Origin of the sequence: Actinomadura madurae (genome assembly GCF_047130825.1) — a bacterium.
In the GTDB taxonomy this organism is placed as follows: Bacteria; Actinomycetota; Actinomycetes; order Streptosporangiales; family Streptosporangiaceae; genus Spirillospora; species Spirillospora madurae.
In genome coordinates this window covers 5611345-5627056 of the sequence record NZ_CP083237.1, presented here as the reverse complement: position 1 = coordinate 5627056, position 15712 = coordinate 5611345, and the positions used below count along the sequence as shown (strand labels likewise).

At 72.0% G+C, this 15712-nt stretch carries 14 protein-coding genes; 8 read left to right on the top strand and 6 right to left on the bottom strand.

All coding sequences use genetic code 11. The annotated features are described in order from the left end of the window. Window positions 1–63 precede the first annotated feature (63 nt). Window positions 64–1650: a M4 family metallopeptidase gene (locus K8Z49_RS25375; RefSeq protein ID WP_256255679.1), complete on the bottom strand. Its 1587-nt coding sequence runs from the start codon at window positions 1648–1650 to the stop codon at window positions 64–66. Between the two features lie 334 nt (window positions 1651–1984). Next, window positions 1985–3013 (bottom strand): alpha/beta hydrolase, encoded by a 1029-nt coding sequence (locus tag K8Z49_RS25370; RefSeq protein WP_412515389.1) that lies wholly within the window; start codon window positions 3011–3013, stop codon window positions 1985–1987. Between the two features lie 140 nt (window positions 3014–3153). On the opposite strand from K8Z49_RS25370, the gene K8Z49_RS25365 reads away from it, so the two are divergent. Both K8Z49_RS25365 and K8Z49_RS25360 read left to right on the top strand, forming a co-directional pair. After that, window positions 3154–3885: an isocitrate lyase/PEP mutase family protein gene (locus K8Z49_RS25365; RefSeq protein WP_412515388.1), complete on the top strand. Its 732-nt coding sequence runs from the start codon at window positions 3154–3156 to the stop codon at window positions 3883–3885. Window positions 3886–3986: 101 nt separating this feature from the next. Further along, window positions 3987–4811, top strand: coding sequence for an oxygenase MpaB family protein (locus tag K8Z49_RS25360; RefSeq protein ID WP_075023960.1), 825 nt, complete (start codon window positions 3987–3989; stop codon window positions 4809–4811). Between the two features lie 54 nt (window positions 4812–4865). On the opposite strand, the gene K8Z49_RS25355 is transcribed toward K8Z49_RS25360, so the two are convergent. Both K8Z49_RS25355 and K8Z49_RS25350 read right to left on the bottom strand, forming a co-directional pair. Continuing rightward, window positions 4866–6518 (bottom strand): BCCT family transporter, encoded by a 1653-nt coding sequence (locus tag K8Z49_RS25355; protein WP_075023961.1) that lies wholly within the window; start codon window positions 6516–6518, stop codon window positions 4866–4868. Window positions 6519–6548: 30 nt separating this feature from the next. Further along, the gene (locus K8Z49_RS25350) at window positions 6549–8003 is read right to left on the bottom strand and encodes a pyridoxal phosphate-dependent decarboxylase family protein (protein ID WP_075023962.1); all 1455 of its coding nucleotides are present in this window, start codon (window positions 8001–8003) and stop codon (window positions 6549–6551) included. A gap of 71 nt (window positions 8004–8074) precedes the next feature. On the opposite strand from K8Z49_RS25350, the gene K8Z49_RS25345 reads away from it, so the two are divergent. The 5 genes from K8Z49_RS25345 to K8Z49_RS25325 all read left to right on the top strand — a co-directional run bounded on the left by K8Z49_RS25345 (window position 8075) and on the right by K8Z49_RS25325 (window position 11885). Next, window positions 8075–9019: a GlxA family transcriptional regulator gene (locus K8Z49_RS25345; RefSeq protein ID WP_075023963.1), complete on the top strand. Its 945-nt coding sequence runs from the start codon at window positions 8075–8077 to the stop codon at window positions 9017–9019. Between the two features lie 74 nt (window positions 9020–9093). Further along, a complete protein-coding gene (locus K8Z49_RS25340) occupies window positions 9094–9687 on the top strand; it encodes a hypothetical protein (RefSeq protein ID WP_075023964.1) in 594 nt (197 codons plus the stop codon). A 217-nt stretch (window positions 9688–9904) separates the two neighbouring features. Then, on the top strand, window positions 9905–11371 hold the full coding sequence (locus K8Z49_RS25335; RefSeq protein WP_075023965.1) for a PepSY-associated TM helix domain-containing protein: 1467 nt from the start codon (window positions 9905–9907) through the stop codon (window positions 11369–11371). A 53-nt stretch (window positions 11372–11424) separates the two neighbouring features. Continuing rightward, complete coding sequence (locus K8Z49_RS25330) at window positions 11425–11667, top strand: hypothetical protein (RefSeq protein WP_143118757.1); 243 nt, start codon at window positions 11425–11427, stop codon at window positions 11665–11667. Further along, window positions 11664–11885: a hypothetical protein gene (locus tag K8Z49_RS25325; protein WP_412515387.1), complete on the top strand. Its 222-nt coding sequence runs from the start codon at window positions 11664–11666 to the stop codon at window positions 11883–11885. The genes K8Z49_RS25330 and K8Z49_RS25325 overlap by 4 nt, the downstream gene beginning before the upstream one ends. Window positions 11886–11889: 4 nt before the next feature. Here the strand turns inward: K8Z49_RS25325 and K8Z49_RS25320 are convergent, their stop codons facing one another. Together K8Z49_RS25320 and K8Z49_RS25315 are read right to left on the bottom strand one after the other, a co-directional pair. After that, the gene (locus tag K8Z49_RS25320) at window positions 11890–12660 is read right to left on the bottom strand and encodes a phytanoyl-CoA dioxygenase family protein (protein WP_111830627.1); all 771 of its coding nucleotides are present in this window, start codon (window positions 12658–12660) and stop codon (window positions 11890–11892) included. A gap of 51 nt (window positions 12661–12711) precedes the next feature. Continuing rightward, window positions 12712–14532 (bottom strand): bifunctional metallophosphatase/5'-nucleotidase, encoded by a 1821-nt coding sequence (locus K8Z49_RS25315; RefSeq protein ID WP_256255680.1) that lies wholly within the window; start codon window positions 14530–14532, stop codon window positions 12712–12714. A gap of 225 nt (window positions 14533–14757) precedes the next feature. Between K8Z49_RS25315 and K8Z49_RS25310 the strand changes: the two genes are divergently transcribed. Beyond that, window positions 14758–15666: a S1 family peptidase gene (locus K8Z49_RS25310; protein ID WP_412515386.1), complete on the top strand. Its 909-nt coding sequence runs from the start codon at window positions 14758–14760 to the stop codon at window positions 15664–15666. Window positions 15667–15712 lie beyond the last annotated feature (46 nt).

Here is a 15712-nt window from a genome sequence, read left to right as displayed (position 1 = left end):
CAGAGGGGAGCGCGGCCCGCGACGGGGGAGCGGGCCCCGTCGCGGGCCGCGGGCGGGGGGCGGTCAGGAACCGGTGATCGTGTTCGGCTGGGTGCCGCAGGACGCCTCACCGCTCTGCGCGGGGACGTTGATCGCACTCCAGGCGGCCTTCACCGCGTTGCACTCGGTGGCGGAACCGGGGAACAGCTCCAGCGCGGCGCTGACCGTGGCGACGCGGGCGCGGGCGTGGCTCCAGCTCGTGACCTTGCGGTTCAGGCCGCCCATGAAGATCTGGCCGGCCTTCTGGACGCCGATGCCGGTGACCGTCGAGCCGTCGCAGGTCGGGCTGCCCGGCTTGCCGCCGCCCGGGTTGGAGCCCTCGGCGAGCAGGTAGAACCAGTGGTTCTGCGGGCCGGCCGCCGCGTGCACCTCGGTCCTCGGGATCGAGGACGAGTAGCAGTTCGGGTCGCCGAGCGCGGACGGGTCGTACATGTTGCGGATGGGCCCGGAGCCGACCAGGTCGACCTCCTCGCCGACGAGGTAGTCAGGCGGGTCGAGGTTCGACGGCTCGTTCATGTAGTGCTCGGTGAGCGCGCCGAAGATGTCGCCGGCGGACTCGTTCATGCCGCCCTTCTCGTTGCCGTTGCCGCCCCCGGCGCCGCCGGGCGTGGTGCTGAAGATCGCGTGGCCGTTCTCGTGCCCGACGACGTCCACCGACGTCGCCTGCCGCGAGCCGGAGGAGTTGCGGCCGTAGTTGGTGTAGCTGCCGTTCCAGTACGCGTTCGCCTGGTTCAGGCCGACGCGCATCGGGAAGCCGCCGCCGCTGCCGTTGATGCCGTTGCGACCGAGCCAGTCGCCCAGCATGTCCCATTCCTTCTGGACGGCGTACATGGCGTCGACGCAGGCGGTCTCCAGGTTGGTGCCGCTGCCGTTGCCCCAGGCGCTGTCACCGCCGGTGTAGGTGGAGCCGTTCTGGCCGCCGCACCGGACCCCGGAGCGCTGCGGGTCGCTCATGGACGTCGCGGCGGTGCTGAGGTCGACGATGCCGTGGTAGTAGCTCTGGTCGTCGGCCGCGTCCCGGACCTCGTCGAAGGTCTCGACGACCTTGCCGGTCTTCGCGTCCACGAACACGTGCAGCTTCGTGGGGGCCTTCTTGCGGGTGCCGGTGACGACGGTCTCGTAGGCGAGCCGTCCGGAGCCCTCGGCGATCACGGTCAGGCGGGGCGTGGACGTGCTCTCGACCGTGGACACGCGGGACCGCGACGTCGCGGCGGCCTGTGCCGCGGTCACCGTCGCCTTGGTCGACACGTCCAGCTTCGTGGTCTGGCCGACGGACGTGCTCAGCACGCCGCCGCCGGCGTTGGTCGTGACGACGAAGTCGCCGCCGTACACGGGGAGGCCGTCGTAGGTGCGCTCGTACGACACGTGCTGGAGGCCGCGCAGGCCGGAGACGACTCCGCGGCGGACGATCCTGTCCTTCGGGGCCGTCTTGAAGGTGGCGGGCTTCGCCGCGACCAGGCGGTCGGCCGAGGCGGCGGCGAGGGTGCGGGGGTCCGGCTTGCCCGGGGCCGCGGGGGAGGTGCGGGGTGTCGCACCGGTGGCGGGGGACGACATCGCCACGGCGAGGCCGACGGACAGCGCCGCCGCCCCGATCGCGGTCTGGTGTCTCACGGGGGTGCTCCTTCCACGTGCCGGACGAGTGGGGAGATGGCACGTGGAGGTCCTTGTGGGAGCACTCCTCGGGCCGCCCGCCCGGCGGGGGGCTTGGATGGGGGACTCATCCGGATGAGCTGACCCGAAGTGCACTCCGAATTATGAAAGGTGTCAATAAATCCAATTGGTACTGGATTTTCAACTTCTAGCGGTCGATGACTGAAACCACTGGAAATGTCGCTGTGGGCAGCGCGAACGGGCCGGGCCGGTCATGCCGGCCCGGCCCGGCCGGCGGGGAACCCTCGGCGCCCCGCACGCGTTGAGGCGGGACCGCGGGCGTTGGGGCCGCCCGTCAGGGGGCGATGCGGCGGCAGAGCCAGGCGAGGGCGAGCGGGTAGCGGTAGTCGATGCCGCCGTGGCCCGCGTCGAACAGCTCGAAGCGGATCGCGTCCTCCGCGACGCCCGCGTCCAGCAGCGCCCGGTGGAACGCCTGCGCGCCGATGTCCAGGTACCACTCGTCGCGCGTGCCGCCGTCGATCCAGATCGCCCGCTGCGACCGCATCGCCTCGGCGTGCTCCGGCACCATCCGGACCGGGTCCCATGCCAGCCAGCGCTCCCACACGTCCTGCCGGAGCACTCCGGTGACCGGGTCGAACGGCAGCTCGGGCGTGCCGTCGCCGCGCGCGGAGTAGCACAGCGCCATGCCGAGGATGTTGAGCAGATCCATGTCCTCGGCCTTGGTGAACGACGTGCGCGAGCGGAAGTCGTCCCACCAGCGCCAGATGTCCCCCTCGTACTTGCGCAGGTGGCGGACGCACTTGGGGAACTCGGGCAGGTAGCAGTACTCGAACAGGGCGTCGCCCGCGTGCGTCGCGAGCGCCCCGAACAGGTCCGGCCGGAGCATCGGCGTGATCATCGCGCCGTAGCCGCCGCTGGACTTGCCGCTGATCGCCCGGTGCTCCGGCGCGTCCAGCGTCCGGTAGCGGGCGTCCACCCACGGAACGATCTCGTCGCAGATGTAGGAGTGGTAGCGGCCGGTGCCGGGCGAGTCGACGTACTGGCTGCCGCCGTGCGCCGTCCAGGCGTCCACGAACACCACGATCGCGGGCGGCGCCTCCCCGCTGGCGAACACCGCGTCGGCCGTCTCGGGGAACGGCTGCCGGTACGGCATCCTATTCCGCCAGATCCCGACGTGCCCGGTGAAGCCGGTGATCACGTACACGCTGGGGTAGCGGCGGTCCGGCTCGTCGTCGTAGCCGGGTGGGACGTACACCAGCACCGGCCGCTCGTGCGGGTCCTTCAGCGGGTTGCCGCGCAGCAGCTCGCTGGCGACGACGTGCTCTTCCAGGCGCCCGGCGAACTCGGCGGACCACGGCAGCATGCGCAATCTACTCCCTCATCACAGGTGGATGATCACTTCGACGCTAACCCACGCCCCCGACGGAGCACACCGTCGCCGGGGCGGATGTCACAATCCGGCAGGGCCGTCTAGTCCTATGTGCCGAGGGGAAGGAGAACGGAATGCCCGACAACGCCGCACGACTTCGTGACCTGCACCGCCCAGGGGACCCGCTGCTGCTGCCGAACGTCTGGGACGCCGGAAGTGCGCAGATCGTCCAGGAGGCCGGGTTTCCCGCGCTCGCCACCGCGAGCGCCGCCGTGTCCGCCATGCTCGGCTACCCCGACCACGAGGGCGCCCCCGCCGAAGAGATGTTCGCCGCCGCCGGGCGCGTCATCCGCGCCGCGACCGTCCCGGTCACCGTGGACGCCGAGGCCGGGTACGGCCTCCAGCCGGCGGAGCTGGTGGAGCGGCTGCTCGCCATCGGCGCGGCCGGCTGCAACCTGGAGGACACCTACGCCGGGGAGCTGGCCGCCCCCGAGACGCAGGCCGAGTACATCGCCGCCGTCCGGGACGCGGCGGGCGAGGCCCTGGTCATCAACGCCCGCGCCGACACGTTCGTCGCCGGGGTGCCCGACCCGGTCGACGCCGCGATCGCCCGGGGCCGCCTGTACCTGGAGGCCGGCGCGGACTGCGTCTATCCGATCACCGCGCCGCTGGACGCCGTCCCGTCCCTGGTCAAGGGCCTGCCGGGGCCGGTCAACGCGAACAACTTCCCGGGCACGTCCCTCCGGGACCTGGCGGAGACGGGCGTCGCCCGCGTCTCCTACGGCCCCATGCCCTACCTGCGCGCCCTGGACGCCGTGAAGGACTTCGCCGCCCGCGTCAAGGCGATGGAGGACCCCTACGCCTGACGCGTGTGAGGGCGCCCACCTCCGGCCGCCCTTGCAAGGGGTCACTTGCCTTGGCACAGTGATACGCGAAATGTTGCTACGTATCAGAGGGTGAGGCTCGCATGACCACGATCGAGGAGGAGTCGCCCCCGAAGGTCGTCCTCGACTCCATCAGCGGCGTCGCGCTCGCCGCCGCCGCGTCGAACGTCGTCATGCAACTCGCCCGCCTCCCGGTCGGGCATGGCGTCGCCGAGAGCACGGTGGACAGCGGCCGCGTCGACAAGCACCCGGTCAAGCGGGCCCGCACCACCCTCAGCTACATCGCCGTCGCCATGCTCGGCACCGAGTCCGAGCGGCTCGCGATGCGCCGCGAGGTCAACCGCGCCCACCGGGGCGTCAACGCCAAGGCCCCGGTCGCCTACAACGCCTTCGACCGCGAGCTGCAGCTCTGGGTCGCCGCCTGCCTCTACCAGGGCATCGAGATGATCTACACGCTCCTGTACGGCGAGCCGTCCCCCGAGCAGGCCGAGGAGATGTACCGGTACGGCGCCCGCTTCGGCACCACCCTCCAGGTCCCGCGGGACATGTGGCCGCCCGACCGCGCCGCCTTCGAGGACTACTGGCAGGCCGGCGTCGCCGAGATCGAGATGGACGACGTCACCCGCGGCTACCTGCGCGACCTCACCGAGCTGCGCCTCTTCCCGGCCCCGCTCCGCTGGGTCCTCGGCCGCCACCACCGCTTCCTCACCCTCGGCTTCCTGCCCCAGCCGTTCCGCGACGAGCTCGGCTACCCGTGGACCGCCCGCGACCAGGCCCGCTTCGACCGCTACACCCGCTTCCTCGCCCGGACGAACCGCGTCCTCCCCCGCCCGGCCCGCGAGTTCCCCTTCAACCTCTACCTCCACGACGTCCGCCGCCGAATCAGAAAGAACCGCCCCATCGTCTGACCACCCGGCCGGTATGCGGGTGATCAGGTGGTCGGGCTGGATCGGTCAGGTGCGTCATCGAGAGGGCGTGTCGCGGCCGGAAGGTCTGATCTGGAGTTCGAAGTCGCCCTTGTGGTGGCGGACGCCGGCCACGACGGCGTCTTCGAGGACTTCGGCGCCCTTGTTCTGGCGGCGCATCATGGGGTCGGAGCGGACGTCCTTCGCCAGGGAGAAGCAGAGCAGGATCAGGACGATGGCGAACGGCAGCGCGCCGATGAAGGTGATGTTCTGGATGCCGTTGAGGGCCCGGTCGCCGCCGATCACCAGCATGATCGCGGCGACGCCGCCGGTCATCGCGCCCCAGAAGACCACGATCCAGCGGGACGGGCTCGTGGAGCCGCGCTGGGACAGCGTGCCCATGACGATCGAGGCCGCGTCCGCGCCGGACACGAAGAAGATCGCGACGAGGACCATGACGACGATCGCGGTGAGCAGTTCCCAGGGCAGGTTGCCGAGGACGTTGAAGGTGATCTGCTCCTCCGAGCCGTTGCCGTAGGGGTTCAGGCCGGCGCGCTGCTGGTCGACGGCCGTCCCGCCGAAGATGGCGAACCAGCCGAGGCTGACCGCGCTCGGCACGATGATCACGCCGGCGACGAACTGGCGGATGGTGCGGCCGCGGCTGATCCGGGCCAGGAACATGCCGACGAAGGGGGCCCAGGAGATCCACCAGGCCCAGTAGAAGATCGTCCACTCGGAGAGGAAGGTCTTCATCGGCTCGCCGCCCGTGGCGCCCGACCGGGACGCCATCTCGCCGAAGTCCTGGATGTAGACGCCGACCGTGGTGGGCAGCAGCTCCAGGATGAACACCGTCGGGCCGGCCACGAACACGAAGAAGGCCAGGAAGGCGGCCAGCACCATGTTGGTGTTGGACAGCCACTGGATGCCGCGGGCGATGCCGGACACGGCCGACAGGATGAAGCAGATCGTCAGGACCACGATGATCAGGACGAGGACGGAGGTTCCGAGCGAGTCGATCCAGCCCGCCTCCTGCATGCCGGTCCGGATCTGCAGCGCGCCGATGCCGAGCGAGGCGGCGGAGCCGAACAGGGTCGCGAACAGCGCGAGGATGTCGATGAGCCGGCCGACGCGGCGCTCGGTGCGGCGGCGGCCGAGCAGCGGGACGAACGCCGCGCTGATCAGCTGGCTGCGGCCGCGGCGGTAGTGGCCGTACCCGATCGCGAGGCCGAGGACGGCGTAGATCGACCACGGGTGAAGCGTCCAATGGAACATCGTGGTGGCCATCGCGGTCTCGATCGCCGGCTCGCTCTGCGACGGGTCGGTGCCCGGCGGCGGCTTGACGTAGTGGGTGAGGGGCTCGGCCACGCCGAAGAACATCAGCCCGATGCCCATGCCCGCGCTGAACATCATCGCGACCCACGAGACGGTGCGGAACTCCGGCTCGTCGCCCTCCCGGCCGAGCGGGATCCGCCCGTAGCGGCTGAGCGCAAGCCACAGGGAGAAGACCACGAACCCCGTCGCGGCGAGGACGAACAGCCAGCCGACGTTCGCCAGCAGCCAGCCGAGCGCCGTCCTGGTGGCCGAGTTCAGGCCGCGGTGGTTCGCGGCGCCCCAGACGACGAACGCCGCGGACAGCGCCGCGGTCACGCCGTAGACGATCCAGTCGGTGCGCGAGCGTGCCGGGGCGGCGGGTTCCTCGGAGATCTTCACAGTCTGTAGTCATGCCCGGAGAATCACGGCTCAGTGACGCAGCGTGCGATCGGCTGAGGCTTCCTTGCGTGCGTCGTTGACCGCCTGGACGAGCTCGTCGATGTCCGCGGGCGTGGTGCGGTGGCTGATGACGCAGGCGCGGAGGGCGGCGCGGCCGTCGAGGCGGACGGGGCTGATCCAGGCGCGGCCCCCGGTGACGACCTTCTCGGCGAGGGCCTCGTGGTGCTCCCACGTGCCGTCGTCCGGGTCGGCGAAGCAGACGACCGGGAGCGGCGTGTCGTTGACGACGTCCCAGCCTGCGGCGGTGATCCGTTCGCGGAGGCCGTGCGCGAGATCGGCGTCGTGGTCGAGTTGCGCGGCGTACCCTTCGCGGCCCGCGACGGCGAGGCTGAGGAACAGCTTGAGGCCCATGAAGCGGCGCGACCACTGCTGGCTGGAGGTGTAGGGGTCGACCGTGTCGGGGATCTCGGCCGGCATGTAGGACGTCGTGACCCGGAACGTCTCGGCGAGGCCCGCGGCGTCGGTGCACAGGAGGGCCCCGGCGCCCATCGGGACGCTCAGCCACTTGTGCGCGTCGACGGTGATCGAGTCCGCGCGCCCGATGCCGTCGAGGGCGGGCGCGAGCCGGTCGGAGAGCGCGGCGGCGCCCCCGTACGCGGCGTCCGCGTGCAGGTGGAGGCGCAGGTCGCGGCACAGGTCGGCGATCTCGTGCAGCGGGTCGATCACACCGGCCGCCGTGGTCCCGGCGGTCGCGACGACGAGGAACGGCAGGTCGCCGGCCGCGCGGTCGGCGGCGATCCGGCGGGCCAGGGCGGCGGTGTCCATCCGCAGGCCGGGGCCGGACGGGACGAGGCGCACGGCGTCCCGTCCGATGCCGGTGGCGTGCGCGATCTTCAGCCAGGCGAGGTGGCTCTCCGCCGACGCGTACATGACGGGACGGCCCGGCAGCGCCCGCACTCCCTCCTCGCCGTAGCGCGGCCACGCCTTCGTCAGGGCCAGCAGCACCGCGGTCAGGTTGGCCTCGGCGCCCCCGCTGGTGAACGACCCGGCGACCTCGCCGGGCGGGTAGCCGAGCCGTCCGCCCAGGTAGCGCAGCAGATGCGCCTCGATCTCGGCCGCCGCGGGCGCGTGCGACCAGGCCGCCATCTGCGGGTTGAACGCCGCCGCGAGCGTGTCCCCGACCACGCTCATCAGGGTCGGCGTCGGATTGAAAAGCCCGAAATACCGGGGATGGGTCGTGTGGACGGTGGTCGCGCGCAGCATCCCGGCGACATCGCGGATCGCCTCGTCGGGGGCCACCGGACGCTCGAAGTCGTACGCGCCGATCCCGGCCCGGAGGCGCTCGACGTCCACCGGCCTGCTCACGGGGCGGCCGGCGATCTGCGCGCGCTCCTCCTGGAGGAGGTCGACGACGTCCCGCCACAACCGTTCGGAGGCGGACGGGGGCGGGTCGAAGGAGGCACGTCCTACGGGAAATCGGTCCATACCGTCGACCATCGCGCCCGCCCGGCACCGAACCAAGTGGCAGAAGTGACCACTACCGCTAAGATTGTGACATGCATCGGCTCGCCGTCGCGGTCACCGAAGGGGTCCCGATCTTCGAGCTGGCCATCCCGTGCGAGGTGTTCGGGTACGAGCGGCCGGGCCTCGCCCCCACCTGGTACGACTTCCGGCTGTGCGCCGCCCCCGGCACCCGCACCACCGCCGGGTTCGCCGCGGACGCCCGGTACGGCCTCGACGCGCTCGCCGAGGCCGACACCGTCGTGATCCCCGCCTGCGCGAACGTTCTCGGCGACCAGCCGCCCGACCTCGTCGAGGCGGTCCGCGCCGCGCACGGCAACGGCGCCCGGATCGTGTCGCTGTGCACCGGCGCGTTCGTCCTGGCCGCCGCCGGCATCCTGGACGGACGCCCCGCGACCACCCACTGGATGCACGCGGACCAGCTGTCGTCCCGCCACCCGAAGGTGCGGGTGGACGCCTCCGTCCTCTACATCGACGACGGCGACGTCCTGACCAGCGCGGGCACCGCCGCGGGACTCGACCTGTGCCTGCACGTCGTCAGGAAGGACCACGGCGCCGCCGTCGCCGGTGCGCTCGCCAAGCGGCTCGTCATGCCCGCGCACCGTCCCGGCGGCCAGGCCCAGTACATCGACGCGGAGATCACCGTCCTCGACGCGGACGAGCTCGGCCCCCTTCTCGACTGGGCCCGCCGGCACCTGCACGAGCCGTTGACCGTGCCCGTCCTGGCGCGACGCGCCAACGTCACCCCGCGCACCCTGATCCGCCGCTTCCACGCCGCGACCGGAACGACGCCCATGGCGTGGCTGCGCGGCATCCGGATCGACCACGCCCGCAAGTTGCTGGAGACGACGTCCCTGCCCGTCGACCAGGTCGCCGAACGCTCCGGCCTGGGCGGCCCGGCCAATCTCCGGCACCATTTCACCCGCGCCGTCGGCGTCCCGCCCACCGCCTACCGCCGCGCGTCCCGCCCCGGGAGCTAGGAGCCGTTCTCCCGGTGAACCACTCGGGTCCGGGGTGCGTATCACGCGCTGAGGCTGGGAGGATCCAGGGCGAGATGGAGTTGTGGTCGGTGGTGCGCTGGGTGCGCGCGGCGAGCTTCGCCGCGACGTGCGCAGGGCTGGCCGCCGCCGGGCACCTCCTGGGCGGCGGCTCCGTCGGCCGCCTCGCCCTGCCGGTCTGCTTCGCGGTCACGTTCGTCCCGGCGCTGGCGCTGACCCGCCGGGAACGCACCCTGGCCACGATCCTGCCCGCCGTCGCGGTCTGCCAGACGGTGCTGCACGCGCTGCTCGCGCAGATGTCGCCCGGCCACGCGATGCCCGCCGGAGCGGGCGCGGCCCCGCACATGGCGGGGGAGATGCAGGGCATGCACGGCGAGTCGTCCGGGTTCGGGATGCTGCTGATGCACGCGGTCGCCGTGCTCGTCACCTCGTGGTGGCTGGAGTGCGGCGAGTCCCGGCTGTGCGCCCTGGTCCGCAGGGTGGCGGGCTGGGCGGTGCGGGCCATCGTCCGCCTGCGGCCGGTGCCGGTCCGCGGCCCGGCCCGCGTGGTACGGCCCCGCCGCCGGGTTCGCGCGCCGCTCCAGGCTTCGGCGCTGCGGCATGTGATGGCCCGTCGCGGCCCGCCGGCCGACCTGGCCGCCCTCGCCTGACGCTGCCCCCCGGGCCCGATCGAGGGCGACCTTCTGTCACCGGACCTTCCGCACGTGGCCGCTGTTCCGTATGCCGTCCGAAGGGCGTGCGTCGCGTCCGGTTCTGACATCTCGCGTGGGTTCCGTCCGGGTGCCCACGGGAGCGACGGGTCCTCTCGTTCTCTTCAGGTCCGCGGCTGAGCCCGCCTGGATCTGGAGCCCTGTGTCTGGAGCAGGCATGTCGACAACGTCCGATCACCTTCCCCTGCCCACCGGTACCGAACCGGTGCGCGCACCCGGCCGGGACGGGTCCACCGGCCGCGACGTCTGGCCGCTGGTGCGGCGGCTGCACTTCTACGCCGGGGTGTTCGTGGCCCCGTTCCTCGTCCTCGCCGCCCTGACCGGGCTGGCCTACGCGTTCACGCCGCAGCTCGACGGCCTCGTCTACGGGGACGAGCTGCGCGTGCGGAGCGTCTCGGGCGCGCCGCGTCCGCTGGCCGGCCAGGTGCGCGCCGCGCAGGCGGCGCACCCCGAGGGCACGGTCGTCACCGTCACCCCGCCCGCCGACGAGCACGCCACCACGGCCGTCGCGATGTCGGTGCCGGAGCTGGGCGATAAGCAGCGCACCGTGTACGTCGACCCGTACACCGGACGGGTCACGGGGGCGCTGACCACCTCGTCCGGCGACACCCCGCTGACCACCTGGCTGGACGAGCTGCACCGCAGCCTGCATCTCGGCGTTCCCGGGCGGCTGTACTCAGAGCTGGCCGCGAGCTGGCTGTGGGTCATCGTCGCCGGCGGGCTGCTGCTATGGCTGGGACGCCGCCGCCAGTATCGGGGACGCGGCCCCGCCCGGCGGCTGGTCATCGTGGACCGCTCGGCGCGCGGGGTGCGCCGTTCCCGCGGCAGGCACGCCGTGGCCGGGGTGTGGCTGGGGACGGTCCTGCTGTTCCTGAGCGCCACCGGACTGACCTGGTCCGATCACGCGGGAGCGAACTTCGACACCGTCCAGGGGGCGCTGCGTTCCTCCGCACCCGAGCTGAACACCGCCCGTCCCGGCTCCGCCCCGTCATCGGCCGGAGAGCACAGCGGTCACGACGGCGGCACGGCCACCGGCACCGACGATCCGGCCGCGGACGTCGACCGGGTGCTGGCGGCGGGACGCGCGGCGGGGCTGTCCGGTCCGGTGGAGCTCGGCGCGCCGGAGGACGTCGACAGCGTGTGGACGGTCACCCAGGTCGACAACGCGTGGCCCGTCCACCGGGACGAGGTCGCCGTCGACGCCGCCACCGGACAGGTCACCGCCCGCGTGAACTGGGCGGACCACCCGTGGCTCGCCAAGCTGTCCACGCTCGGCATCCAGTTCCACATGGGACGGCTCTTCGGCCCGGCCAACCAGCTCCTCCTCGCCGCGACCGCGCTCGGGCTGCTGTGGATCATCTTCTGGGGCTACCGCATGTGGTGGCAGCGCCGCCCGACCCGGGCCGCCCGCACGCGTTTCGGACGGCCGCCCGCGCGCGGTGCCTCGCGCCGCCTGCCCCGCACGGCACTGCTGCTCGGAATTCCGGTCGTGGCGCTGGTGGGCTACGCCATCCCGCTTTTCGGCATCACCCTCCTGGCCTTCCTGCTGTTCGACGCGGCCCTGGCCGCGGTACGCCGCCGAACCACCGGCGGCCCGGCCGGCGGGGAGCGGGCGGCGTCTTGACAGGTCCGGGCGGCCGGCCCAAAGATCAGATCACCCAGGGTGGGGAGGTCGGTGTGCGGGCCCACAGTGCGGCGATGGCGGCCGTGGTCGTCGTCGTGGGAGCCGGGGTGCTCACCGGATGCGGCGGCGGGTCGAACGTCGTGGAGAAGTCGTTCACCGACCGGAACGGGCGTGCCTGCACGTACGTGGTCGTCAACGAAGTGGAAGACGAAGGCTCCGAGTACGACTACGACGTCCACAACATCGACTGCGACTATCCGCCCTCACCGTCGGCGAGCGCAGGGGGACCCCCATGACCAGGCGATTGCTGTACACATTGCCCGTCCTCGCCGTGGTGCTGAGCGGCTGCGGCGAGGACGTGAGGGAGAGGTCCTTCACCGACAACCACGGGCGCGTCTGCACGTACATCCTGGTCGAGGAGTGGGACGGCGACAAAGACGTCGGGAACATCTCCTGCGAGTACCCGAGGTCCCCGGGCACGACCCCGTCGCCCGCCCCCTCGCCCAGCGGCTGACCCCTCAACGGCCGAGTGCCTGCCTGATGGCGGTCTCGACCGGGGAGGGCCCTTCGAGCCGGAGCGTCCCGGCCGGGCTCAGCTTCGGCTGGGCCAGGAAGCGCGCGGTCGTGCCGAGGTTCGGCTGACCGGCGTGCACCAGGAACGGGTGGCACAGGTAGACGTCACCGGCGCTGCCCGTGGCATGAACCGTCGGACGATGCGCGCTGGCCGTATCGGCTCGCTCGGCGAGTTCTCTGGCGTCCAAGCCTAGGTCGCCCTCGGGCGCGAGGACGCGGGCGACGTCGTGGTGGGAGCCGGCGCGGAGACGGGTGGGCGCGGCGGCCTCTCCGGTGTCCGAGAACAGGAAGAACATCAGGAGCGCGCGGTCTCTGGACGTGACGTTCGCCCGCCAGGTCAGGTAGTCGTCCGGCTCCGACGCGGGGCCTGGGAAGCTGACGTCGACGTGCCAGCCGTCGACGACGGCGGGTTCGGGTGAGGGGAAACGGATCACGAAGCCGCCCAGGCTGGTGCGCGGCGTCCAGCGTCCATCGCCCACGAGCGTGTCGAACGCGGTGTGGAGACGCGGGGTGTTGGCCGCGGCGACGAACGGGGCCTGCGCGTAGTCGGGGCGCGCGGCGACCGGGCCCGGCCAGGTGGACGGGTCGGCGGGGTCGGCGTCCAGGTCGCGCCAGATGATGCCGCGGCACTCGTCGGCCAGCTCGCCGGGGAACGCCTTCTCGACATGGACGAAGCCGTCCCGGATGAAGGCGGCCACCTGTGCGTCGTCGAGCATGATCACACGATGGCCGCCGGCCGGCGGCCCGCGCCAGCGGTTTTCCGGGGGTCAGAAGACCGGGGCGCCGTCGCGGACGAGCTTCCAGTTGTCCACGTGGAACGTCGCGGGGTCGATGGTGCCCGCCTCGGACGCGTACTCGACGATCGCCTCCCGGATCGCCACCTGCGCGTTGTAGACGACCGGGGCCGTGGCGATGTGCGGGAACCCGCCGCCGCCCGACTGGCGGTAGTTGTTGACCGCCACCACGAATCGCCGGTCGTCGGCGACCGGCGTCCCGTCGTAGGCCAGGTTGACGATGCGCGAGCCTTCGGCCTTGGCGATGTCGACGTCGTAGGTGACGCCCGAGAACTGGTCGTAGTTGTAGTCGGGACGGTTGTCGGCGTTCGTCCAGGAGGCCGGGTCGACGGGGGCGTCCGCCGCCACCCGCTCGAAGTACTGCGCCGAATACTCCAGGTACTCCTTGATCTGCGCGCCCGTCAGGATGCTCGCCAGCAGCGTGTTGTCGTAGATGTAGAGCCCGGCGATGTCCTTGATCGTGACCTTGCCGGCGGGGAAGGTCGCGGCGCGGCTGAACGGGGCGGCGATCGACACCACGGGCAGGGACGCGTGCTCGGTGCCCTCGACGGCCGCCGTGACCGTCGCGGTCTGCACCAGGTGGATGTAGTCGAGGATCGCGGTGTCCTTCCAGCAGGACTCCGCCGCCGACATCTCCTCGGTGGAGGTGGCGACCTCCTTGTTGACGTAGGTGGTCACCGCGTCGTGCTGCTTCTTGATCAGCGTGACGAGCTTCGGGTCCTCCTGCACCGCGTTGCTGTTCACGGTCGTCGCGGACCTGCCGGTGACCCTCCACCGGCCGCGCTCGTGGCGGAGCGTGAGGTCGAAGACGGACAGGCGCTGGCCCCAGCACTTCGGCTCGCTCATCACGACCGTCCGGCCGGTGGCCTTGTTGGTGACGAACCGCTCCGGGATCTCCTGGTGCGCGTGCCCGAACAGGATGGCGTCGATCCCCGGGACCCGCTCGGCGACCAGGGCGGCGGCGTTCTCGACCGGGAGGTCGTCGCCGTAGGACGAGGTGCCGCTGTCCCCGGAGTGCGCGCTGACGACCACGACGTCGGCGCCCCGGGCGCGGATCACCGGCACCCAGCGCTTCGCCGTCTCCACCAGGTCGAGGAAGTCGAGCTTGCCGGAGACGTTGGCCTTGTCCCAGATCGCGACGCCCGGGTTGGTGAGGCCCAGCAGCCCGACCTTGATCGGCGGGTGGCCGCGGACGTGCATCTTCTTGATCATGTACGGCGCGTAGGCGGGACGCCGGGTGCCCGCGTGGACGGCGTTCGCGGCGAGCACCGGCGCGTCCATCTGGTCGATCCACGTGTCGAGGAACGGGATGCCGTAGTTGAACTCGTGGTTGCCGAGGGCGACGGCGTCATAGCCGATGGCGTTCATCTGGCGGGCCATCGGGTGCACCGCGCCGGTCTCGGTGATCGGCTCGACGGAGGCGTAGTAGAAGCCGAGCGGGGTGCCCTGGATGGTGTCTCCGGCGTCGAAGAGCAGCGTGCGGTCGCGTCCGCGGTCGGCGCGGATCTGGTTCACCAGGCTGGACACGCGCGCCAGGCCGACCGTGTTGCCGTCGGCGTCGGCGTACTCGGCGTCCTTGTAGTAGTCCCAGTTCACCGCGTGGCTGTGGATGTCGGAGGTGCCCATCACGGTGATCGTCACCGACCGGCCGTGCGTCGCCGCGGACGCGGAGCCGGGCCAGCCGGCGAGGGCGAGGGCGCTCGCGGCGGTGAGTCCGCCGAGGACCTGCCTGCGGCCGACGTCGGGGACGCGGCAGGAACACCAGCGGGGCTCCGGGGGCATCGGGTTCGGCATGGCGCGCTCGTTCCTTCCGCGAGGGGGACGGCAGAACGATAAAGGCGCCGGTCAAGATCGTTGCTGGCGAACATTCCCGATCCTGAGGGGAGATCGTTGGCACTCCTTGTGCAGCCGCCCCGACCTGGGCGTTCTTGATCTTTCCGGACGGAGCGTCGCGAACCGGGTGTGCGGGGCCGGTAGCGTCCGTCGGGTCATGATCAACTCGACCGATCGGAGCTGTCCTTGGGGACGCACGACAGGAAGATGAACGGCGCGTGGCGACGGCTCGCCGGCGCGGCGGTGGCGCCGGTGCTGGCGGGGGCGCTCGCGACCGGGGCGCTCACCGGCCTCGCGGGCCTCGGCGCGGCGGCGCACGCGGACGAGCCGCCGCCCACCCCGAAGATCATCGGCGGGACGCCGGCCGACCAGACCTACCCGTTCATGGCCTCCCTGCAGTACGAGCGGGACGGGAACCCGAACTCGCACCGCTGCGGCGGCGGGCTGATCGACGAGGAGTGGGTGGTCACCGCCGCCCACTGCGTGACCACGGCGGGCACCGGCGGCGCCCCCTACACGGTCATGGACCCGGCGCTGTTCCACCTCCGCATCGGTTCCAACGACCGGACGAAGGGCGGCAGCGTCGCCAAGCTCAAGGAGATCGTCGTCCACCCTGACTACCAGGCCCTGGACGACCGCTCCGAGGGCAAGGACATCGCGCTGCTGCACCTCGACGCCGCCGTCCCGCAGGCGACCGTCCCGCAGGCCACGAGCATCCCCGCGCCGGGGACGCCGGTCCGCCAGATCGGCTGGGGGTACACCTCGACCAGCGCCGGCGACCCGAGCCAGCTGCCCGTCCAGCTCCAGCAGCTCGACACCAAGGTGATCGCGCCGAGCACCGGGAAGTGCCGGGTGGACGCCGACGGCGACGACGCGTGGGGCATCCGCGACAACGACATCTGCACCGACAACCCCGAGGGCGTCCGCGGCCCCTGCGGCGGCGACTCCGGTTCGCCGCTGCTGACCAAGGTCAAGGGCCGCTGGGTCATCCAGGGGGTCGACTCCCGCGGCGTCGGCGACGTCTGCGGCGAGACCCCCGACATCTACACGAGCATCGGCCACTACCACGGCTGGATCGCCGGCGTCATCGGCTGATCCCGTCCTCGCGCGAACGCCCGGTCAGGCAGCCGCCCGGCCGGGC